Annotated in this window: 25 protein-coding genes; 9 read left to right on the top strand and 16 right to left on the bottom strand. The window is 58.1% G+C overall.

Annotated features, from left to right (window positions below; genetic code table 11):
* The first annotated feature begins 68 nt into the window (after positions 1–68).
* The 5 genes from AC2FIT_RS16590 to AC2FIT_RS16570 all read left to right on the top strand — a co-directional run bounded on the left by AC2FIT_RS16590 (position 69) and on the right by AC2FIT_RS16570 (position 4,745).
* Complete coding sequence (locus AC2FIT_RS16590) at positions 69–632, top strand: helix-turn-helix domain-containing protein (RefSeq protein ID WP_496831140.1); 564 nt, start codon at positions 69–71, stop codon at positions 630–632.
* Positions 633–741: 109 nt separating this feature from the next.
* Positions 742–1,926 carry a glycine C-acetyltransferase gene (locus AC2FIT_RS16585; protein WP_496831139.1) on the top strand — a complete coding sequence of 395 codons (1,185 nt, stop codon included), beginning with the start codon at positions 742–744 and terminating at the stop codon, positions 1,924–1,926.
* 14 nt (positions 1,927–1,940) lie between these two features.
* Entirely contained in the window at positions 1,941–2,969 is a 1,029-nt protein-coding gene (gene tdh / locus AC2FIT_RS16580; RefSeq protein WP_496831161.1) for an L-threonine 3-dehydrogenase, read from the top strand.
* 63 nt (positions 2,970–3,032) lie between these two features.
* Positions 3,033–3,914 carry a tryptophan 2,3-dioxygenase gene (locus AC2FIT_RS16575; RefSeq protein WP_496831138.1) on the top strand — a complete coding sequence of 294 codons (882 nt, stop codon included), beginning with the start codon at positions 3,033–3,035 and terminating at the stop codon, positions 3,912–3,914.
* 3 nt (positions 3,915–3,917) lie between these two features.
* Positions 3,918–4,745, top strand: coding sequence for an alpha/beta hydrolase (locus AC2FIT_RS16570; protein ID WP_496831137.1), 828 nt, complete (start codon positions 3,918–3,920; stop codon positions 4,743–4,745).
* A 60-nt stretch (positions 4,746–4,805) separates the two neighbouring features.
* On the opposite strand, the gene infB is transcribed toward AC2FIT_RS16570, so the two are convergent.
* The 6 genes from infB to pip all read right to left on the bottom strand — a co-directional run bounded on the left by infB (position 4,806) and on the right by pip (position 12,092).
* A complete protein-coding gene (infB, locus tag AC2FIT_RS16565) occupies positions 4,806–7,280 on the bottom strand; it encodes a translation initiation factor IF-2 (protein WP_496831136.1) in 2,475 nt (824 codons plus the stop codon).
* Between the two features lie 8 nt (positions 7,281–7,288).
* Positions 7,289–7,912, bottom strand: coding sequence for an RNA-binding protein (locus tag AC2FIT_RS16560; protein WP_068338584.1), 624 nt, complete (start codon positions 7,910–7,912; stop codon positions 7,289–7,291).
* A gap of 22 nt (positions 7,913–7,934) precedes the next feature.
* On the bottom strand, positions 7,935–9,548 hold the full coding sequence (gene nusA, locus AC2FIT_RS16555) for a transcription termination factor NusA (RefSeq protein ID WP_496831135.1): 1,614 nt from the start codon (positions 9,546–9,548) through the stop codon (positions 7,935–7,937).
* Entirely contained in the window at positions 9,548–10,138 is a 591-nt protein-coding gene (rimP, locus tag AC2FIT_RS16550; protein WP_068338578.1) for a ribosome maturation factor RimP, read from the bottom strand. The genes nusA and rimP overlap by 1 nt, the downstream gene beginning before the upstream one ends.
* 158 nt (positions 10,139–10,296) lie before the next feature.
* Positions 10,297–11,118: an ABC transporter substrate-binding protein gene (locus AC2FIT_RS16545; protein WP_496831134.1), complete on the bottom strand. Its 822-nt coding sequence runs from the start codon at positions 11,116–11,118 to the stop codon at positions 10,297–10,299.
* On the bottom strand, positions 11,115–12,092 hold the full coding sequence (pip, locus tag AC2FIT_RS16540; RefSeq protein ID WP_496831133.1) for a prolyl aminopeptidase: 978 nt from the start codon (positions 12,090–12,092) through the stop codon (positions 11,115–11,117). The genes AC2FIT_RS16545 and pip overlap by 4 nt, the downstream gene beginning before the upstream one ends.
* Before the next feature lie 48 nt (positions 12,093–12,140).
* On the opposite strand from pip, the gene ubiG reads away from it, so the two are divergent.
* Positions 12,141–12,887 carry a bifunctional 2-polyprenyl-6-hydroxyphenol methylase/3-demethylubiquinol 3-O-methyltransferase UbiG gene (gene ubiG, locus AC2FIT_RS16535; RefSeq protein WP_496831132.1) on the top strand — a complete coding sequence of 249 codons (747 nt, stop codon included), beginning with the start codon at positions 12,141–12,143 and terminating at the stop codon, positions 12,885–12,887.
* Between the two features lie 2 nt (positions 12,888–12,889).
* Here ubiG and AC2FIT_RS16530 read toward each other — a convergent pair whose 3' ends face one another.
* From AC2FIT_RS16530 to AC2FIT_RS16515, 4 genes are read right to left on the bottom strand one after another with little or no spacing between them, the layout of a single operon-like run.
* On the bottom strand, positions 12,890–13,330 hold the full coding sequence (locus AC2FIT_RS16530) for a MarR family winged helix-turn-helix transcriptional regulator (protein ID WP_496831131.1): 441 nt from the start codon (positions 13,328–13,330) through the stop codon (positions 12,890–12,892).
* 14 nt (positions 13,331–13,344) lie between these two features.
* Positions 13,345–14,175 carry a carbon-nitrogen hydrolase family protein gene (locus AC2FIT_RS16525; RefSeq protein ID WP_496831130.1) on the bottom strand — a complete coding sequence of 277 codons (831 nt, stop codon included), beginning with the start codon at positions 14,173–14,175 and terminating at the stop codon, positions 13,345–13,347.
* Positions 14,175–14,432: a glutaredoxin 3 gene (gene grxC, locus AC2FIT_RS16520; protein WP_068338559.1), complete on the bottom strand. Its 258-nt coding sequence runs from the start codon at positions 14,430–14,432 to the stop codon at positions 14,175–14,177. The genes AC2FIT_RS16525 and grxC overlap by 1 nt, the downstream gene beginning before the upstream one ends.
* Before the next feature lie 36 nt (positions 14,433–14,468).
* Positions 14,469–15,233, bottom strand: a complete 765-nt coding sequence (locus tag AC2FIT_RS16515) for a double zinc ribbon domain-containing protein (RefSeq protein ID WP_496831129.1) — start codon at positions 15,231–15,233, stop codon at positions 14,469–14,471.
* On the opposite strand from AC2FIT_RS16515, the gene AC2FIT_RS16510 reads away from it, so the two are divergent.
* Complete coding sequence (locus AC2FIT_RS16510; protein WP_496831128.1) at positions 15,214–16,044, top strand: methyltransferase domain-containing protein; 831 nt, start codon at positions 15,214–15,216, stop codon at positions 16,042–16,044. The genes AC2FIT_RS16515 and AC2FIT_RS16510 overlap by 20 nt on opposite strands.
* Positions 16,045–16,100: 56 nt before the next feature.
* The gene (gene hemH / locus AC2FIT_RS16505; RefSeq protein ID WP_496831127.1) at positions 16,101–17,150 is read left to right on the top strand and encodes a ferrochelatase; all 1,050 of its coding nucleotides are present in this window, start codon (positions 16,101–16,103) and stop codon (positions 17,148–17,150) included.
* Between the two features lie 75 nt (positions 17,151–17,225).
* Here the strand turns inward: hemH and AC2FIT_RS16500 are convergent, their stop codons facing one another.
* Both AC2FIT_RS16500 and AC2FIT_RS16495 read right to left on the bottom strand, forming a co-directional pair.
* A complete protein-coding gene (locus AC2FIT_RS16500; protein ID WP_068338552.1) occupies positions 17,226–17,408 on the bottom strand; it encodes a ferrochelatase in 183 nt (60 codons plus the stop codon).
* 140 nt (positions 17,409–17,548) lie between these two features.
* Positions 17,549–18,148 carry a L,D-transpeptidase gene (locus AC2FIT_RS16495; RefSeq protein WP_496831160.1) on the bottom strand — a complete coding sequence of 200 codons (600 nt, stop codon included), beginning with the start codon at positions 18,146–18,148 and terminating at the stop codon, positions 17,549–17,551.
* A 169-nt stretch (positions 18,149–18,317) separates the two neighbouring features.
* Here AC2FIT_RS16495 and dalA point away from each other — a divergent pair, with 169 nt between their 5' ends.
* On the top strand, positions 18,318–18,833 hold the full coding sequence (gene dalA / locus AC2FIT_RS16490; protein WP_068338545.1) for a divisome-associated lipoprotein DalA: 516 nt from the start codon (positions 18,318–18,320) through the stop codon (positions 18,831–18,833).
* Between the two features lie 55 nt (positions 18,834–18,888).
* Here the strand turns inward: dalA and AC2FIT_RS16485 are convergent, their stop codons facing one another.
* From AC2FIT_RS16485 to AC2FIT_RS16470, 4 genes are all read right to left on the bottom strand, one after another.
* Entirely contained in the window at positions 18,889–19,353 is a 465-nt protein-coding gene (locus AC2FIT_RS16485) for a PTS sugar transporter subunit IIA (protein WP_068338541.1), read from the bottom strand.
* Positions 19,354–19,414: 61 nt separating this feature from the next.
* Entirely contained in the window at positions 19,415–19,978 is a 564-nt protein-coding gene (gene hpf / locus AC2FIT_RS16480; RefSeq protein ID WP_068338538.1) for a ribosome hibernation-promoting factor, HPF/YfiA family, read from the bottom strand.
* A gap of 252 nt (positions 19,979–20,230) precedes the next feature.
* Positions 20,231–20,989: an LPS export ABC transporter ATP-binding protein gene (gene lptB / locus AC2FIT_RS16475; RefSeq protein WP_068338535.1), complete on the bottom strand. Its 759-nt coding sequence runs from the start codon at positions 20,987–20,989 to the stop codon at positions 20,231–20,233.
* Positions 20,989–21,480, bottom strand: coding sequence for an LptA/OstA family protein (locus AC2FIT_RS16470; protein WP_496831126.1), 492 nt, complete (start codon positions 21,478–21,480; stop codon positions 20,989–20,991). Before AC2FIT_RS16470 ends, lptB begins: the two co-directional genes overlap by 1 nt.
* Position 21,481: the final 1 nt, after the last annotated feature.

The raw sequence follows: 21,481 nt of genomic DNA, 5'->3' as shown, positions 1-21,481 counted from the left end.
TGTCGCGCAAAACGTGTCGTAACACACAGAATTGACATTCACCCGCTTAAGACGCAAGAAATTCCGTCATGACGGACAATGCCGACGATATCCTGACACGCCTTCCTGCCCGCCTGAAAGAGGCGCGCCGGTCCAAAGGTCTGTCGCTTGAGGCCGTAGCAAACCTGAGCGGAGTATCCCGCTCGATGGTCAGCCAAATCGAACGTGGCGAAAGCAGCCCGACCATTTCAACCCTGTGGAACCTTACCCGTGCCCTGCAGGTGGATTTCGCGGGCCTGCTGGACGAGGCCAACACCACCGATCAGGTCGAAGTGCTGCGCAACGCCGAAGTGCCCAGCATCGACAACATGGGGCGGAACTGCCGAATTCGTATCCTTTCCCCACCAGAAGAGGCCGGTGGGCATGAGGTCTACGATATTCAATTTGAGGCGGATGGTGCCTTGTTAAGCCAACCTCATGCGCGCGGCGCACGGGAACAACTGACAGTTCTTGAAGGTTCGGTTCGTGTTTCCTCTGGCAGCGCGTCCCGCGACCTGCAAAGGGGTGATACCGCGCGGTATGCTGCGGATGTGGCGCATTCGATTGTGGCTGAGGGTCCGGCCCGCGTGTTCCTGATTGTAAAAAACGCCTGACGGTCGCCGCGATCCGTTTTAGTGGATTTTTTTCCCATATACTGAATTCCCCCATTTGGGAATTAAATCCGTTATGTTAGACATGCGACTCACAGAGACGGAGACCGCCATGGCAGATGCATTCCTGTCCCACATCACGGACACACTCGCACAGATCGAATCCGAGGGGCTTTATAAACGCGAGCGGATGATCACTTCGCCGCAAGGCGGTGAAATTACGGTGGGCGAAAAACAGGTTATCAACCTGTGCGCCAATAACTACCTTGGTCTGGCTGATCACCCTGCCCTTATCGACGCCGCGAAGGGCGCGATGGAACCCAGAGGATTCGGCATGGCTTCGGTCAGGTTTATCTGCGGCACGCAGGACATACACCGCGAGTTAGAGCAAAAGCTGGCGCAATTCCTGAAACAGGACGATGCAATCCTGTTTGCCGCTTGTTTCGACGCGAATGGCGGGTTGTTCGAACCTTTGTTAGGGCCGGAAGACGCTATCGTGTCGGACAGTTTGAACCATGCCTCGATCATCGACGGGGTGCGGTTGTGCAAGGCCAAACGCTATCGTTACCAGAACAACGACATGAATGATCTTGAGGCGTCGCTGAAACAGGCGCGCGAAGACGGGGCACAGCATATCATGATCGCCACCGATGGTGTGTTTTCGATGGACGGCTATCTGGCCAACCTGCCGAAGATCCGGGAACTGGCCGACATATACGACGCCATCGTCATGGTCGACGACTGCCACGCCACCGGCTTCATGGGACCAAACGGCGCTGGCACGCCGGATCACTTCGGGGTCAAGGTAGACATTCTGACCGGAACCTTGGGCAAGGCGCTTGGGGGGGCAATCGGCGGCTATATCGCCGGGCCGCAACCAGTGATCGACTTGCTGCGACAGCGGGCGCGGCCCTATCTGTTTTCGAATTCACTGCCGCCAGCCATCGTTGCCGCTGGTATAGAAGCAATCCGACTGGTCGAAGAAGGTGAAATGCTGCGCGCCCAATTGTTCGGCAATGCCAAGTACTGGCGCGCGGGGCTGGAAAAGCTGGGCTTTGACCTGCTGCCCGGCGAACACCCGATCATCCCGGTGATGCTGGGTGAGGCGACACTGGCGCAAGAGATGGCAGCCAGGTTGTTTGATGAAGGGGTCTACGTCGCGGGCTTCTTCTTCCCCGTTGTCCCGCGGGGTCAGGCGCGGATCAGAACTCAGATGAATGCGGCTCTGACAAAGGACGAATTGGACCGGGCACTTGCCGCTTTCGGCAAGGTCGGCAAGGACTTGCGAGTGATCTGATGCGACCCAACACAATGAAAGCCTTGGAAAAGACCAAGCCCGAAGAAGGACTGTGGATGGTGCAGGCTCCGGTGCCTGAGATCGGCCCGGACGAGGTTCTGATCCGCATCAACAAGACAGGCATTTGCGGAACCGACATTCACATCTGGAATTGGGATGAATGGGCCGCGGCCACCGTGCCCATCCCGATGATCACCGGTCACGAATTCGCTGGTGAGATCGTCGAAATAGGGCGCAACGTAACCGGGCTTGAGATCGGTCAGCGCTGCTCGGGCGAGGGGCACCTGATCGGAAAAGACAGCCGCCAGAGCCGCTCGGGCAAATTTCACCTTGATCCCGGAACGCGGGGTATTGGGGTAAACGAACAGGGCGCGTTTGCGCAATATCTGAAACTGCCTGCTTTCAATGTTGTGCCCTTGCCGGACGACATACCGGATGAAATTGGCGCAATCCTCGACCCGCTTGGCAATGCCGTTCACACCGCGCTTAGCTTTGATTTACTCGGCGAGGATGTCCTGATCACCGGCGCAGGCCCTATCGGTATCATGGCCGCCGCCGTTGCGCGCCACGCCGGTGCCCGGCATGTGGTGATCACCGATATCAACCCCGATCGCCTGAAACTGGCTGAACACGTGGTGCCCACCGTGCGCACCGTGGACGCGTCCAAAGAAGGCCTGGAGGACGTCATCGCCGAACTGGGTATGAAACAAGGGTTCGATGTCGGGCTTGAGATGTCGGGCGCGCAGGTCGCGCTAGACCAGATGGTCGAGGCTTTGGTCATGGGCGGAAAGATCGCTCTGCTGGGAATACCGCCCGGAAAATCGCCGGTGGACTGGTCCCGCATCGTGTTCAAGGCAATCACGATCAAAGGCGTCTATGGCCGTGAAATGTTCGAGACTTGGTACAAGATGATTGCCATGTTGCAAAATGGTCTGGACGTCAACCGGGTCATTACCCACCAGATGAAGGTCGACGATTTTGCCGAAGGTTTTGCCGCGATGAAATCGGGCCGGTCGGGCAAGGTGGTTTTGGACTGGACCTGAGCCTCTGGCGCTGTGCAGACTCAGACCCTAAACATGGGTGACACAGACGTTTTGGAGGGCCACATGAGCGACAAGGATGACCGCTATCTTGAACGCGGGATCGAAGATACTCTGGTCACTGATTTCACCGAAACCCATCGCAAGAGTTACGGCGATTTCCTGCAACTCAAGACGCTGCTGAACCTGCAAAAAACTTTTCAAGACCCCGCGCAGCCGGATGAGATGCTGTTCATTATCATCCACCAGGTCAGCGAGCTCTGGTTGAAGCTGATGCATCATCAATTGATTGAGGTGCGCAGGTTTCTGCAACAGGACGATTTTGGCCCCGCGATGAAGAACCTCGACCGGGTCAAAGCGATCCAGCGGCAGTTGATCGCGGCGTGGGAAACACTCCTGACCATGACGCCCGCAGACTACATGACCTTTCGGCACGCCTTGGGGAATTCATCCGGTTTTCAAAGCTATGGCTATCGTCAGATCGAGTTCATTCTGGGCAATAAGGACCCCTCGACCCTGAAAGTTCACAAGCATGATGCCGAGGTTATGGGGATGCTGAACGACGCCTTGACCAAACCGTCTCTTTACGACGAGGTGCTGTTCATGTTGGCCCGCCAAGGGTTTGACGTGCCCAGGGACGTTCTGGAACGCGACTATGCGCAACCCTATTCCGGCGATCCGCGCGTCGTGAAAATGTGGGTGCAGGTGTTCCGCGATACGGAGCAGTATTGGGACCTGTATGCGCTTGCCGAAAAACTGATGGATGTGGAATCCCTATTTCAACGATGGCGGTTCGATCACGTTACAGCGGTCGAGCGCGTGATCGGCAACCAACCCGGCACGGGCGGGTCCAGCGGCGTTTCTTTCCTGCGTAAGGCCTTGGATTTGCGATTTTTCCATGATCTTTACGATATGCGCACCGAACTGATGTATACCAAGCAGGAGTAAGCGATGCTGTACCGCGGGTTCTCTCAGGAAGAACTGGATCAGGAATATTCACCCCGTTCGATGATCGGTGGGGACCTGACGCCATATCTGGATAGTTACGCCGCGCTCAGCGCCCGGCATCGCACGCAGATGGAGGTGAAAGAGAACCTAGCCTATGGCGATACCCCAACGCAGGTTCTGGATTTCTTTCCCGCCAAAGGCACAGGCGCGCCGCTGCATGTTTTTATCCACGGCGGCTATTGGCAGGCGCTCAGCCACCGCGAGTCCGCCATGATGGCCCCAGCGCTGATCGAAGCCGAACAGTCTTTTGCCACCCTGAATTACACGCTCGCCCCGGATGCACGGCTGGATCAGATGATTGCCGAGTGTCGCGATGCGCTTCTTTGGCTGGCCTCACACGCGGGCGTCTTGGGTTTTGATCCATCCAGAATCACCCTGTCAGGACACAGCGCCGGTGCGCAATTGGCGACCATGGTCATGGCAACCTCTGCCGATGCGCTCGCCCGGGCCGGTTTGCGCGTGCGCGATGTGATTCTGATCAGCGGTGTCTATGATCTTGAGCCGATCAGCCTGACCCCGATCAACGACCCGCTACAATTGACCCCGGTCGAGGTGCATGACCTGTCCCCCATCCTGCACCTTCCTGCCCCCGGTCCGCGCTATCACGTAACAGTGGCCGAACGGGACACGCCTGAATTCATCCGCCAAAGTCGCGACTATGCCGAACTGTTACGAAAGGGCGGCCATTCGGTCAGTTTCGATCTGAAAAAGGGGATGCAGCATTTCGATATCATCATGCATCCCGAAACGTTTTTTCCCGCCGGGCACTAGCCCCAAAGAAAAACAGCGGCTCGATTGAGCCGCTGTTTTCCGTTTCTTTGTAAATTCAGGTCAGTCCAGCGTACGGGTAACTTCTTCGCGCTCGAAGATTTCGATCACGTCGCCTTCGCGGATGTCGTCGTAATTTTCGAATGCCATACCGCATTCCTGACCCGACTGAACTTCGTTCACTTCGTCCTTGAAACGCTTCAGCGTCTTCAGCGTGCCTTCGTGAATCACCACGTTGTCGCGCAGCAGGCGGACGCCAGCCGAGCGGCGGGCAACACCTTCGGTCACCAGACAGCCGGCAACTTTGCCGACACCGGTAACTTTGAAGACTTCGCGAATCTCGGCGTAACCGATGAACTTTTCGCGGATTTCGGCGCTTAGCAGGCCAGAAGCGGCTGCTTTCACGTCATCCACGAGGTCATAAATCACCGAGTAATAGCGGATTTCCACGCCCTTCTGGTTCGCGGTGTTCCGCGCCGATGCGTTGGCACGGACGTTGAACCCGAAGATCGGCGCACCCGAGGCTTCGGCCAGACCAACATCCGTCTCGGTGATCGCACCAACACCCGAGTGCAGGACACGTACACGCACTTCGTCGTTGCCGATCTTTTCCATCGCCTGAACGATGGCTTCGGCCGAACCTTGTACGTCCGCTTTCATCAGAATCGGCAGCTCGGTGACGTTTTCGTCTTCCTTGGCCTTCTGCATCAGCTGCTCAAGGGTGGTCGCGGCCCCGGCTGCGGCGCGCTTGTCCTTGGCAGCTTGCTCACGATAGGCGGCGATTTCACGGGCCTGAGCCTCGGTCCCGGTCACGTTCAGAACGTCACCCGCTTCGGGCGTGCCGTTGAGACCCAGAACCTCGACAGGAACCGAGGGGCCAGCTTCGTTGACGCGTTCACCCTTGTCGTTGATCAGCGCACGGACCTTACCGTATTGCTCACCCACAACGAAGATATCGCCCTGACGCAGCGTGCCGTTCTGAACCAGAACGGTGGCCACGGGACCACGGCCCACATCCAACTGCGCCTCGATCACGGCACCTTGGGCGGCGCGATTCGGATTGGCTTTGAGTTCCAGAATCTCGGCCTGCAATGCGATGGCTTCCAACAGCTCATCCAGACCCTGACCGGTTATGGCAGACACTTCGACGTCCTGAACCTCACCCGACATTTTCTCGACGATCACTTCGTGCTGCAGCAGATCGGTGCGCACCTTGTCCGGGTTGGCATCGGGTTTGTCGACCTTGTTGATCGCCACGATCATGGGCACTTCGGCCGCCTTGGCGTGGTTGATCGCCTCAATGGTCTGCGGCATCACCGCATCGTCCGCGGCCACAACCAGAACCACGATATCCGTGACCTGAGCCCCGCGCGACCGCATCGACGTAAAGGCCGCGTGGCCAGGGGTGTCCAGGAAAGTCAGCGTCGTACCTCCATCGGTTTTCACCTGGTAGGCACCGATATGCTGGGTAATACCTCCGGCCTCACCCGCCACAACACGTGCATCGCGGATCGCGTCCAACAACGAGGTCTTACCGTGGTCGACGTGACCCATGATGGTAATGACCGGCGGACGCGGTTGCAGATCTTTTTCGTCGTCTTCGATCTCTTTGATGACATCTTCGACATCCGAATCGGAAACGCGGGTCACCTTGTGGCCGAATTCCTCGATGATTAGCTCGGCGGTATCGGCGTCGATGGTCTGGTTCTGCGTGACCATCATACCCATCTGCATCAGCGACTTGACCACATCTGCCACACGCTCGGCCATGCGGTTGGCCAGTTCCGATACCATGATCGCCTCAGGCAACTGAACGTCGCGGATCACCTTTTCCCGCTCAACCGGGCCGCCCATGGCTTTCTGGCGCGCACGCTCCTGCTTGCGCTTCATTGACGCCATTGAGCGTTGACGGTTGCCTTCGCCACCAGTGGCCTGACCAAGTGTCAGCTTACCGGAGCGACGGTTGTCATCGCGCCCTTTGCCGCGGCCACGCTGTTCGCGTTCGCGGTCCTGTTTGCGCGGAGCCGCAGCCGGCGCGGGTTTGCTGGCCGGGGCGCGTGCGGCCTTGGGCTCTTCCGGAGCCGGGGCAGCAGCAGCGCGTTGGGCAGCTACTTCCGCTTCCTTGCGCTTGCGCTCTTCATCTTCTGCCTTTTGGCGTGCGCGTTCTTCGGCCTCACGCTGTTCGCGTTCCTTGGCTTCCTGTTCCGCACGCCGCCGGGCGCGTTCTTCTTCACGCGCTTTCTCTGCCGCTTCACGCTCGGCGGCTTCTTCAGCCTCGCGCGCTTTGGCGGCCTGCAACGCCTTCATCCGGCGGGCCATTTCTGCGTCGGAAATCCCGGCAGGGCGGCGCGATGGATCGCCCGAGGGCGCAGCTCCGCCGCCCGGCTTTCCAGCACCCGGCTTGGGGACCACCACGCGTTTGCGTTTGGTTTCCACCACGACATTCTTAGTGCGTCCGTGGCTGAAACTCTGTTTCACATTTCCGGGGCGTGCCCCGCCACGAAGACCCAATGTCTTTTTGCCGTCATTATCGCTCATAAAGCTTCTTACCCTTCCGCGCGGCCCCTGCCGCCGTCATCCGTTTCGCGCAAGCCACGCAGGCGCTGCGCTTCCTCTACAACACGTTTGGCGAGTCCGCCAGAGGCCAGCGCCGCATGAATCACGGTTTGGCGCCCAAAAGCCTGTCCTAACTCGTCCGCCGTCAGCCAGCCGATGTATTTTCCGAAGTGCGGCGTGCTGAGTTTCGACTTTCCGCGCCCCGATCCATCAGCGGCCTGAATCAGTACCTGGGCCTCTTCCCGGTCCAGCCACGTCTTGACTTTCTCGTATCCGGCGACCGCATCGCCGGACTTGCGTGCCAGGCTCAACAACTCGATCACACGGCGTGAGACCTGCTTTTCGACCTCGTCCACCAAGTCCTGAGGCACATTTACCTGAGACTTGAACCCGCGCGCGAACAGTTTTTTGCCCACCGCCTTGTCCAAGGCCGTTCTATCTGCCGACACATAGACCCCGCGCCCCGGCAACTTCGCCGCGACATCCGGATAGACCTGACCGTCCGGCCCCGTCACAAAGCGGATCAACCCGTATTTGGGTTGCACCTCGCCCGTGGCGATGCACTTACGCTCAGGTCCTTCGGACCGATCTTTATGGACGCCACCGCGACCCATGCGCCTACCCCGAGACCTGAAATCAGGCCTCGGCCTCCTCGTCTACAGACTCGCCATCTTCTTCGGTCTGCGCCAACTCGGCCGGGTCAACCCAGCCTAGCATGATGCGTGCGGTCATGACCAAATCCTGCGCTTCTTCCAAAGAAACACCGAAAGGTTCAAGCACGCCGTCATCTTTGACCCGCTCACCGTCGACGGTCGTCCAGCCGCCAGCCAGTTCCCAGTCGGCGCAGGTTGCGAAGTCTTCCAACGTCTTCACGTCGTCTTTGGCCAGCGCCTCTACCATCTGGGGTGTGAGGCCTTCGAATTCAATAAGGCTATCCTCGGCGCCCAGCGCCCGCGCACTGTCCAGCGCCGCCTTGGCCTGTGCTTCCAGAAACTCTCGCGCACGGGTCTGAAGTTCTTGCGCGGTCCCTTCGTCGACACCGTCGATCACAAGCAATTCTTCGATTTCGACATAGGCCACCTCTTCGAGGTTGGTGAAGCCTTCCGAAACCAGCAGTTGCGCAAAGAATTCGTCCAGATCCAGGCTATCCATAAATAGCTTGGTGCGCGCCTCGAATTCTTTCTGACGACGTGCCGATTCTTCGGCTTCGGTCATGATGTCGATGTCCAGACCGGTCAACTGACTGGCCAGACGCACGTTTTGACCGCGGCGACCGATGGCAAGGCTCAGCTGTTCCTCAGGCACCACGACTTCGATTTTGCCGGCTTCTTCGTCCAGAACCACCTTTGAGACCTCGGCGGGTTGAAGCGCATTCACCAGGAAGGTTGGCTGATCTTCGTTCCAGGGAATGATGTCGATTTTCTCGCCTTGCAGCTCGTTCACAACGGCCTGCACGCGGCTGCCGCGCATACCAACGCAGGCACCGACAGGGTCGATCGAACCGTCATAAGAAATCACGGCGATCTTGGCGCGCGAACCGGGGTCACGGGCCACGGCCTTGACCTCGATGATGCCATCATAGATTTCCGGCACTTCCATCTTGAACAATTCGGCCATGAATTCCGGCGCGGTGCGCGACAGGAAGATCTGGTGGCCACGAACCTCGCGGCGAACTTCCTTGATATATGCACGCACGCGATCATTCGGGCGATAGCTTTCGCGACCGATCTTGTCGTTGCGGCGCAGAACAGCCTCGGCCCCGCCCAGATCGACGATGACATTGCCGAACTCTTCGCGTTTGACAGCACCGTTGATGATGGTGCCCGCGCGATCCTTGAATTCTTCGTACTGACGATCACGTTCGGCTTCGCGCACCTTCTGCAGAATCACCTGCTTGGCGGACTGGGCAGCAATCCGGCCCATTTCAACCGGGGGCACTTCTTCGACGAAGACGTCACCAACTTCGGGCGATTCCATGTACTGGCGCGCCTGTTCGACGGTCATCTCGGCCTGATAGTTCTCAAGCTCCTCATCCTCGACCACTGTACGGACGCGGGTAAAGGTCGCCTTGCCAGTCTTGCGGTCGATGGAGACACGGATATCCATTTCCGCGCCGTAACGGCTCTTGGCGGCACGGGCGAGCGATTCCTCCATCGCTTCGACAACCAGACCGGGGTCGATCATCTTTTCGCGGGCCACGGCCTCGGCGGTCTGCAGCAGCTCCAGCTGGTTGGCTGAGGTGATTGCCATCAGTTCGTCTCCTCTTCGGACCCTTCGGTCTCAATCTCGTCGAAAGCGTTTTCGTTCAGGGCACCGGCGTCTTTGCGCTGGCGCAGCATTTCCTTGATCAGGTCATCAGTCAGGACCAGCTTGGCGTCGCTCAGCCAGTCAAATTGCAGACCGATGGTGATGGTCTCACTCCCTTCGGGGATGTTGATCAGAACCTCATTCCCTTCGATACCGGCCAGTTCACCTTTAAATCTGCGGCGGCCATCGATCAGTTCGGCAGTCTCGATCTTGGCCTCATACCCTTCGAACATCTCAAAGTCTTTCAGACGCGTCAGGGGTCGATCGATGCCGGGGCTGGAAACCTCAAGCGTATAGGCGTCAAGGATCGGATCCTCGACATCCAGAGTGGCACTGACGGCGTTGGAAATCTCGGCGCAATCATCCACTTCGATGCCACCATCGGGCTTGTCTGCCATGATCTGCAGTGTGGTCTGCTTGCCGCTCATCAAGCGGATGCGGACAAGCTCGTACCCCAAATCCTCGATCACGGGCGTAATGATTTCCGCGAGTCGCCGGTCTATGGCTGCCTTGGCTATCAGGTCATTTGTCATCTGGTGCTCTACCCTTCGAACGGGCACAAAAAAACGGGCGCGCGGCCCGTCGAACTTTCCGGTGGAGCCCCGGACCGAAGCCCGACACGCCGCTGTTGCAACTGCATATACGCGCGGTTTCCCGAATCTGCAACCCCCGGCGCGTTTCGTGGCCGGAATTACGCCATCCACCACCGTTCGGCGATGCGGCCATCATCAAGCGCGCGGCCCGTAGCAATCTGACGCGGCATACCCACATGCGGGGCCACGGCCAGCGCCATGTTCGCTTCACTCGGGAAATATCGCAACCCACGCTGGTTTTTCAGACCGTCACCTGCCGGCAACGCGGCCACATCGACATATCCGTCCCGCAGCGCTTCAGCCCGTACACGTGCATCGGGGATAACGATGATTTCGATCTTCTCCGCCCACCCTGCCGAACCGTCCTTGTAATGCCCGGACACTTTGCGGCCCAGGAAATGGCGATCATCATCCGCCCGTTCCACCCGGTAGCATCCGGTGCCGTTTGCCGTGTTCAGCGGCGTTACGCCCTGACCGCCCCGGGTGATGACAAAGCGGTTGTCAGCCAGAAGGAATGGCAAGCCCGGGTTGGCCTCGGCAAGCTCCAGCCGAACCGAATCCACTGCCAATACCTCGGCTTGTCCGACCTCACTCAGAACAGCCACCACATGGGCGGCTTCCAGCGGCGCGCCGTCGTGGAAGGTGACACCTTTTCGCAGGTCAAAACGCCAGATACGCGCTTCGGCATCGGTTTGCCAGCCAGTCGCCAATTCGCCGCGCAACGTGCCGTCTGGCGCAATCTCGGTCAGCGTGTCAAAGACAGCACCGCGCGCCACCAGTTCCAGACTATCGTCGCGCGGTACGGCCAATCGCAGGGCACCCCCCGCCTTTGGCGTATCCGCCAATGACTTGCCTATCGCCGCCAGCAAAGCAGCCGCGGCACCCGAGGCGAACAGAGCGCGGCGGTCAATCCGGGTCATGCTACCCCCTCGGCCACGCGGTCCATGATTCGAACCAACTCGGCACTGATGCCGGGTTCAGACAGAGCGTGGCCCGCGTTGCGTACCATCTTCAGCTCGGCATTGAGCCAGCGATCAGCTAGGGCCCACGCCGCCTGTGGTGGGCAGATCATGTCATAACGGCCCTGCACGATATGTCCCGGAATATGTGCGATCTTACCAATCTGGTCGAGGATCTGCCCATCCTTCTGAAGGAAAGCAGCATTCATGAAATAGTGATTCTCTAGTCGCGCGAAGGCGCGCGCGTATTCACCGGGGCTTTCCCCAACCCCGCCTTGCGCATGAATCGACGCCAATGCATTCTCCCACGCCGACCAGGCCCGCGCGTACAGGATTTCAGTGGCACGATCCCCCGAGAAGAGACGTTTGTTGTAGGCGCCGATCGTGTCGGACAGCTCGCCCTCGGTCAGCAGCGCGGTGAACTTTGCCCATTGCTCGGGCCAGAACTTGCCGGCCCCACCGCCGTAGAACCAATCCAATTCGGCCTGCGTGGCCAGAAAGACACCGCGCAGCACCAATCGGTTCACTCGGTCCGGATGCGCCTGTGCGTAGATCAATGCCAGGGTGGCGCCCCAACTGCCGCCAAACACGGTCCAGTCGTCGATATCCAGCAGGGTCCGCAGCCGTTCTATGTCAGCCACCAGATGCCAGGTGGTGTTGTCGGTCACTGATGCGTGTGGCCGTGATCTTCCGCACCCGCGTTGATCAAATAGAATCACCCGATATGTGTTGGGGTCAAAATAGCGCCGCATCGCCGGGCTGCAGCCGCCGCCCGGGCCACCGTGCAGGACCACAACCGGCACGCCATTGGGATTGCCGCACTGTTCCATATAGATACGGTGGCCTTCGCCAACATCGACCATTCGCTGATCGAACGGGTCGATCGGCGGGTACAGATATTGCACTGCGCGCTTTTGGTCCGGGTACTTGTCCATTATCGCCCTATATAGTCCTTTAACGTAAAAGAGCATACGGAGACAGGAATGCAAGCGCATCCGAATACTGTGGACCCGTCCGAGATCGCAAAATTCGAGGCGATGGCCGCGGAATGGTGGGACCCGCATGGGAAATTCAAGCCTCTGCACATGCTGAATCCCTGCCGTCTTGACTATATCACACAGCAGATCGCAGGAGAATTCGACCGGGATTTAAAGTCGCCTAAGCCTTTCGAAGGCCTTCGCCTACTGGATATCGGTTGCGGCGGTGGGTTGCTGAGCGAACCCATGGCCCGTTTGGGCGCCGAGGTTGTTGGCGCGGACGCAGCTGAACGCAATTTGCCCGTCGCCCGCATTCACGCCGAGCAGTCTGGGCTTGAGATCGATTACCGCCACACCACGGCTGAAGACATGGCTGCCGCAGGTGAGCAATTCGATGTGGTGCTGAATATGGAGGTGGTCGAGCATGTGGCCGATCCGCTCTCGTATCTAACCGCAACACAACAACTGCTAAAACCCGGCGGGCTGCAAATCTGCTCGACCATCAACCGCAACCCGAAATCATATGCGATGGCTATTTTCGGGGCCGAAGTGGTCATGCGCTGGCTGCCACGCGGCACGCATGAATGGAACAAGTTCATCACGCCTGACGAGTTGTTCGACTTGCTGCGTCAGGCGGGTTTGGAGCCGGTAGATCGCAAAGGCTTTGTCTTCAATCCGATTCTCTGGAGCTGGTCGATCTCAGACCGGGATTTGAGCGTGAACTATGTGACGGCGAGTGTGAAGCCAAGCTAAAGCTATTCGCCTTCCAACTGGATTCGCAGATCGCGCAGCACCGGCAACGTGCTGCGCACGCGTTCAACACCTAACTCTTCCACCACGTGGTTGATCATCGGCGCAATTGACGCGATTGCCTGATCGCGCGCGCGCCGTCCTGCGGGGCTGATCGCGACCATCTTGCGGCGGGCATCGTCCCAGTCCGGTCGGATGTGGATGTATCCGGCCCATTCCAGTTTGGCCAAAGTGTTCGTCATCGCCCCGCGCGTCACATGAAACGTGCTTGCCAATTGCGCAGGCGATCGTTCATCGCCCACGAACACCAGATGGTTCAGAACCGAGAAATGTGAAATCTCCATACCCTTTGGCAGCACCCGGCTGAGCCGGTTGCGCAATAGCTGGTCTGCGGTCAGGATCTCGCTGAACAGCGTGACCGCGAGGGCATTGTGATCGTCTGTCATGGTCCGATTCTGGATCAGGGCCCGTCAAAACGACGGGTGTGTGTCAACGAGGGCACGCGGCGACGCGCCTCAGCCACAGGATTATCATCCAAATCGAAAAAGTGAATGCCCGGATCGGTCCCTGCGTCGACAACGACCTCTCCCCACGGGGCCACGACCATACTGTGGCCGTATGTGTGGCGGGTCTTTCCACGGGTTTTCGCGTGCTCTCCGGTTTGCGCAGGTGCCAGCACCCATGCGCCATTCTCAATCGCCCGTGCACGCAGCAGCGATTCCCAATGCGCTGCGCCGGTTACTGGGGAAAATGCCGCCGGAACAGTAAGAATTCGCGCGCCTGCTTGCGCCAGAGACGCATAGAGATGTGGAAACCGAATATCGTAGCAGATGGTCATCCCAATCGTACCAAAGTCGGTCTGGGCCAAAACGGCCTTATCACCCGGGCGGAAGTTCTTTGATTCGCGGAACGTCTCAGACTCGGTGACTTGCACGTCGAACATATGAATTTTGTCGTACCGCGCCACGATCTGCCCTTGCGGGTCGATCAGGAAGGAGCGGTTGGCAAAGCGTCCGTCAGCGTCATGGGTTTTGATCCCAAGCGAGCCGATCAGCAGCCAAACGCCCAGCTCAGCGGCCTGATCGCGCAGACCCGCGAGCGTGATGTCGTCTTCTTCGTGCTGAAGAACCGCGCGCTGCCGCGTTGTGCTGGTAGAGACACAATTCGTCACCTCGGGCGTCAGGACGAACCGCGCGCCCTGGCCTGCCGCCTCGGCCAACAGGCCGCGAACGGTCGCCAGGTTTTCGGCCGGATCATCCGACGAGGTGAGTTGCAGCAGCGCGGATTTCATCAGGCCGCCAGCAGACGGTCCAGCTTGCCCTGCCGCTCAAGTTCATAGAGCTCATCGCAGCCGCCGACATGTTGTGAACCGATGAAAATCTGCGGCACGGTGCGTTTGCCGCCCGCGCGCTTGATCATTTCGGGCTTGCGTTTGGGATGTATCAGCACATCGACTTCTTTGAACTGAACTTTCTTCTGTTTCAGCAGACGTTTGGCCGCGTGGCAGTAGCCGCACAGCGGCGAGGTGTAGATTTCAACCGGTTTCATTTCTTGTCCTTCAGATTTTTTACAATCTTGTGCGAATTAGGCATCCTTGGCAACGCGCGCCAGAGCCAACACAAAAATATGATTTGCGCCAGCTTCACGGCAGACACGTGCACAGGCCGTCAGTGTCGCGCCCGAGGTCATGACGTCATCCACCAACAGCACATCCCGGCCCTGCATCCGATGCAGGCGTCCGGGGTGGGGTGAAATCGCGCCTGACAGGGTGTCTGCCCGCTCCGCTGCGGTTTTCCCGTCCAGAACAGGCGTCCGAACCCGACGCTTCAGAAGGTCCGGGCACAGCTCTAACCCGGTTTCGCTCGCCAGATGCTGCGCCAACAGCGCCGACTGGTTGTAGCGCCGCTTGACCAATCGCGACCAATGCAACGGCACCGGCGCAATTAGCATATCATCGCGTATCAAGCCCCTGCCAGCCTGCGCCATCCACCTGGCCGCTGGGCGGGCCAGCTCGGGTCTGTCGCCATGTTTCAACGCAAGGATCAACGACCTTGCCTTGTCCTTGTACAACAGCGCTGCGCGCGCGGCGCTCCAGGGGCGGAGTGTTTTCATACAGTCATCACATTCAATTCGATGACCGTCTGGCGCGCCCGGCAGGGGCACGCCGCAACTTTCGCATACGAGCCCGCCGATAAAGGGCGTATCGCGCCAGCAAGAACCACACAGACCAAAATCGGTTTCGGTCAGATCACCGCATCCCAGACACCGCGCGGGATAGATCAGTTGAACAGCGGTTTGAATTCGCTGCAAGATGCGATAATTCCGCCCTATGAAGCTGCCTGACTCCACTGCACCCTCTTTGTTCGACCGCCGGGCACTTGACCGGCACCGTGCCCGCGCGCGGGATGAGGCCCTGTTCCTGCATCATGCCGCCGTGGACGAAGTGCAGGATCGCCTCTCTATGGTTAACAAAACCTTCACGGCCCCGGCGATCGTGACGCCGTTCCGACAGATTTGGCAGAATGTTCTGACCAACGCACAGGTTATCCCGGATGATGAGGTTCTGGCCTTGCACCCCAAGGCGTATGATCTGGTGATCCACGCCATGGCGCTGCACTGGGCCAATGATCCCGTGGGCCAACTGATCCAATGCCACCGCGCCCTAAGACCAGATGGGTTGCTGTTGGTGGTATGTCTGGGAGGCGAAACTCTGCACGAGTTGCGCGCGGTTCTTGGACAGGCTGAAATAGAAGTCACTGGCGGGCTCAGCCCTCGCATCGCGCCCATGGCCGAACTGCGCGATCTGGGCGGCTTGCTGCAACGGGCCGGACTTGCCCTGCCAGTCGCCGACACCGCCCGTCTGACGGCGGAATATCGCGACCTGACCCACCTGATGCATGACCTGCGCGCGATGGGAGAGACCAACAGCTTGTCCGGGCGTGTGAAACACCCCACACAACGGAAGATTTTTTCGCGCGCCCAAGAGATCTATGCCGGCCACTTCTCGACCCCTTCAGGGCGGCTGCCAGCAACATACGAATTGATCTGCCTGACCGGCTGGTCACCCGACGAAAGCCAACAAAAACCCTTGCGCCCCGGATCGGCCAAAGCGCGCCTTGCCGATGCCTTGGGAACAAAAGAAGGCAAACTGCCCGATTGACGACTGGTCTTTTCCAGTTATCTCAGCCCGATACGCAGAAATTCAGGAAGCCCGACATGTTTGACGCAACCCGCCCATCCCATGCCCCCGCAGACCACCCCAAGGTCAAAATGGGCCGCGTTGGCATCCTGCTGGCCAATCTGGGCACGCCGGATGACTATAGCTATTGGCCAATGCGGCGGTATCTGAACGAGTTTCTGTCGGATCAGCGCGTGATCGACTATCCCAAGTGGAAGTGGCAGCCGATCCTGCAAAGCATCATCCTGACCAAGCGTCCTTTCAGCTCGGGTGAGGCTTACAAGTCGATCTGGAACCACGATAAGGGTGAAAGCCCACTCATGACGATCACCAAGGACCAGACAGCCAAGATGCGCAAAGCGATGCAGGCGCGCTATGGAGATCAGGTGCTGGTCGACTTCTGCATGCGCTACGGAAACCCGTCGACCAAATCGAAAGTGCGCGAAATGGTAGCCGCAGGATGTGATCGCATGCTTTTTTTCCCGCTTTACCCGCATTATGCGGGCGCTACGACCGCGACCGCCAACGATCAGTTCTTCCGTGCATTGATGGATGAAGCCTGGCAACCCTCAGCCCGCACGGTACCACCCTATTTCGATGAGCCCGCCTATATCAACGCATTGGCCCGGTCGGTGGAAAACGCCTATGACCAGATGGAAACCAAGCCGGACATCCTGGTTTGTTCGTACCACGGTATGCCGGAACGGTACCTGCAACAGGGTGATCCCTATCATTGCCAATGCGCCAAGACGACAAGATTGCTGAAGGAACGGCTCGGCTGGCCAGATGATCAGATCACGTCGACGTTCCAGTCGCGCTTTGGCCCCGAGGAATGGTTGAAACCCTATACCGTTGACCACGTGGCCGACTTGGCCAAACAGGGCAAGAAAAACATCGCCGTCATCGCACCCGCATTTTCAGCCGATTGCATCGAAACGCTGGAAGAAATTAACGAAGAGATAAAGGAAAGCTTCGAGGAAGCGGGCGGTGAGGAGTTTACTTACATCCCTTGCCTCAACGATGACGATTCGCACATCGAAGCCCTTGGCAAAGTGATCGAAGATAACCTGAAGGGCTGGTTGGACTGAGCCATCTTTGCACCCAGGCATGAAAAAAGGCGGTGGAGTGCTCCACCGCCTTTTCTCTAGATAACGCTCGTCAAATTAGCTTGCTGCAACAGCTGCGGCTACGACGACCAGCAGGATCAGCGGCAGCAGGATACCCTGCGACGTGCCCTGTGTTTCTTCCACAACAACCGGTGCTTCGACAATCGGCTCTTCCAGGTTACCGGCATAAGCGGTCGAAGCAGCAGCGGTCAGTGCAGCGGCGAGAACGAGTTTCTTCATATTAACCTCCAGAATTTGCACGATTCCAAATAGTGAAACCGCGCACCCAAGACTTACCTCGTGTTATTTTTCTAATCAGCTATCTGACTGGAATGCAATTGCAACTTGCGCTGCAAGCGGGTTCGTGAGCAAAAATGTGGTCAAATTAGCAACACTTGCGTGCCAACATTCGTCATTGAAAACAATTCCGCGATATCTTCGTTGAACAAGCCGATACATCCATTTGACGATCGGCGCCCGATCTTGCGTGTATCATGCGTGCCGTGGATGCGGTAATATTTCCAGCTGAGATACAAAGCGTGTGTTCCCAACGGGTTATCCGGACCTGGCGGAATATAGTCCGGCCATTCGGGGTTTCGCTTTTTCATCGATGGTGTCGGAGACCAGCTTGGACCTTCAACCTTGCGGATCACGCTGGTCCGGCCACGACGCGTCAATTCCTCGGTCAATGGCACTGAAGACGGGTAGAGTTTGTAGGTTCTCTGGTCTTCGGACCAGTAATGTAACGCACGAGAAATTGTATCAACCAGGATCGCGCCGTTATTTGTATTTGAGAAATAGGTTCGCCAATCCTGCGCGCGAAAACCCGAAATGTTCCGACGCACCTGCGGTTCCGGCTCGGGCGCGGGGCGCAGCGGATCGCCGGGTATGTATTGCGCGATAGCAGGAGAGGCCAGTACTGCCGACGCTCCGGCCAGGAACCCACGACGTGTGGAAGTGTAGAAGTATTTCTTCACCATGATGAACGGTCCTCTGCTAAGGCCAATCTGAAAATCTGACATATTCTATTGCCAGAATGCTTCAGTCGCAAACCAAACCGGCAGAATCATGCGAAATGGGGGCACCGTTCGTTTGCCCAAGACCGTCTGTCGCGCTATGCCCTAGGTTAAACCAATCATCAGGCTAATCATGACGCGTATAGTTTCTTTCCTTTTTGCATGCGTTGTTGCGCTGGCAGCGTGTACTCCAACCAGCACTCCGACCTATGGCTCGGACGGGCGGCCATTGCCGACAGTTTACAAGATCGGGCGAAACTCCGAAAAACTGCAGTTCCGCATGCTTGATTCGGTCAATGCGCTGCGTCAGGCCCAAGGCTTGCAGCCCGTGCAACTGAACGCACAACTGAACGCTGCCGCGGCAACACATTCAAAGGACATGGCCCGACAGAATCGTCCATGGCATTTTGGGTCGGACGGGTCCTCTCCGATCGACCGCGCGCGGCGCGTGGGCTACTTTGGTACCTTCCTGGGTGAAGCGATCTCTGAGACCTATGAGACCGAGACCGAGACCCTCGCTGCCTGGATGCAGGAACCCGGGCCGCGTTCGGTGATCATGGATCCGAAGGCTACGCAAATGGGGTTTGCCTGGCATCAAGAAGGCGGCGGCAAAATCTGGTGGACATTGGAAATGGGCACCGGCGGGTAGTCGCGGTGGAACCCGAAAAAGCCCCCGGATGTCCGGGGGCTTTTTCTTATGTAAACTAAGCCGCTTGCATTGATTGTGCTTCGGTCAGAATGGCATACAGCTTGACCGGATCCGGGTTGGCGCGCAGCTTCGAGCAGACTGACGTATCGCGCAAGGTACGAGACACCAGCGCAAGCGCTTTCAAGTGATCCACCCCGGCCTCTTCGGGCGCGAACAGGGCAAAAGCGATATCGACCGGTTGGCGGTCGACCGAGCCAAAATCAAGTGGCTTTTCAAGCATCACGAACACGCCCGAAACACTTTCCAACCCGCCCATCCTTGCATGCGGGAGCGCCACGCCATGCCCAACACCGGTTGGCCCGAGGCTTTCTCTCTCTAGCAGCGCGTCAACGACGAGCTGAGCTTCAAGGCCCAGTGTCGCATCAGCCACATCCGCAATTTCCTGAAACAACCGCTTCTTGCTGGAAGCAGAAGACAATACGCGGACTGCCTCGGGCTTCAGTATGCTCGAAAGCTCCATGATTACGCTCCATGGCGACGCTCCCACAGATGCGGGGGCGCGCCTTTGCTATTCTTGCCTGTTACGGATCAATCCAGCCTATGTTGCCGTCTTCCCGACGATACACGACGTTCAATCCATCCTTGTTTTCATTCCGGAACACCAGCACCGGGGCACCGGCAAGTTCCATCTGCATAACGGCTTCACCAACACTCAGCGATGGGATCTTGGTTTCCATCTCGGCCACGATCATCGGCTGCAGGGATTCGGGTTCGTCAGCCGACTCAGATTCATCAGAGGCGAGGATATAAGACGACGCCCCGAAGAGTTCAACAGGCTCTGCACGATCCTTGTGATGGTCCTTCAGCCGCCGCTTATACCTGCGCAGTTGTGTTTCCATCTTGTCACAGCAGCCTTCGAAGGCCGCATAGATTTCAGTCGCATGGGCCTTGGCCTGCGCTGTCAGGCCAGTGGAAAGATGCACTGTGGTTTCGCATACATATTCATGCGCTGAACGGGAAAAGACGACGTTGGCATCTGTAGGTCGCTGGGCATATTTACCCACAACCTCGCCCAGCTCGGTCTGCACGTGAGTCTGCAGCGCCGCACCGATGTCGATCTGTTTTCCGCTGATTTGGTAACGCATGTGATCTCCTTCACAATTCACACCCATTCTTACGTCACGTAGCGCGACGCATGTCTTTTTATCGGGTGGGGGATAAAGGCATATTCCGCGGTAGCCGCACCTGCCTCCCTTCAAAGAAGGGGGATCGTGATCCAGACGGGAACCGAAGAAACGCCATAACCCAATTGAGGCAAGAGACGGCGAAAGAGTCAATCAAAACAGACGTGCATATACGTAAAATCCGCCATACCGTCGGCGCAATTTTGCGCAAGCTTATGAAATCCGGAAGTTTTCGCCCAGGTACACGCGGCGTACGTTTTCGTTTTCGACCACTTCATCCGGTGTGCCGGACATCAGGACCTGACCATCATGCAGGATGTAGGCGCGATCCACAATCTCGAGCGTTTCCCGCACGTTATGATCGGTGATCAAAACACCGATGCCGCGCTTTTTCAGGTCGGCAACAAGGTGGCGGATGTCACCGACGCTGATCGGGTCAACACCGGCAAAAGGTTCGTCCAAAAGCAGGTATTTCGGATCAGCCGCGAGGCAGCGCGCAATCTCGACACGGCGACGTTCCCCGCCCGACAACGCCAGCGCAGGTGCCCGACGCAGATGTTCGATCGAGAAGTCCGACAGCAATTCCTCAAGTCGTTCTTTGCGGCGATGAACATGCTTCACCGAGATGTCGAGCACCGAAGCGATATTGTCCTCAACGCTCATACCGCGAAAAATCGACATTTCCTGCGGCAGATAGCCGATGCCCAGCCGCGCACGGCGATACATTGGCAGGGTCGTCACGGTCTGCCCGTCAATCGTGACGGTGCCGGCCTCGGGGAACACCAGACCAGCGACCGAATAGAACGTTGTGGTTTTGCCTGAACCGTTTGGCCCCAGCAGCGCAACAACCTCGGACCGGTCGAGCGTCATTGACACATCCCGGATCACCGTTTTCTTGCGATAGGATTTCCGCAGTTTTTCGATCCGAAGGCCTGATTGCCCATGGGCCACGGTCAATTCAGGCCGCGTCATCAGTTTTCACCCTGTTGCAGGATGGTTTTGACATTTCCAGTCATCGTAGCTGTGCCGGTCGTCAGGTTGGCATTCATCTGATCGCCACTGATGGTGCTGGGTCCCTGCGTCAACAGCACATTGCCCTTCATTACGATGACGCCCGAGTCGATGGTATATTCTGCCCAATCGCCCTCGGCCGCATCGGGCGGGCTGACCAGAACCACATCTTCGGTCGCTTCCATCCGCTCAATGCCCGAGCGTTCCTCATTGTAGATCACCAACACGCGTTCAGCCGTCAGGCGCATCTGACCCTGAATAACGATCACATTTCCCAGAAACTCGGCCGATCCGTCCTCTTGATTGACGTTCAACCGTTCCGACGTCACCTCGACTGGTTGGCTAGGATCTGCTTGGACAGCGCCAAACGCGACCTGCGTTTCCTGCGCAGCCGCACCAAAAGCACCCAGGGTCAGAGCGCAACAAATCAGAACAAAACGAAAATTTGCCACA

The sequence above is a fragment of the Ruegeria sp. YTSA135 genome, assembly GCF_059610165.1.
This window is presented reverse-complemented; position numbering and strand designations above follow the sequence as displayed.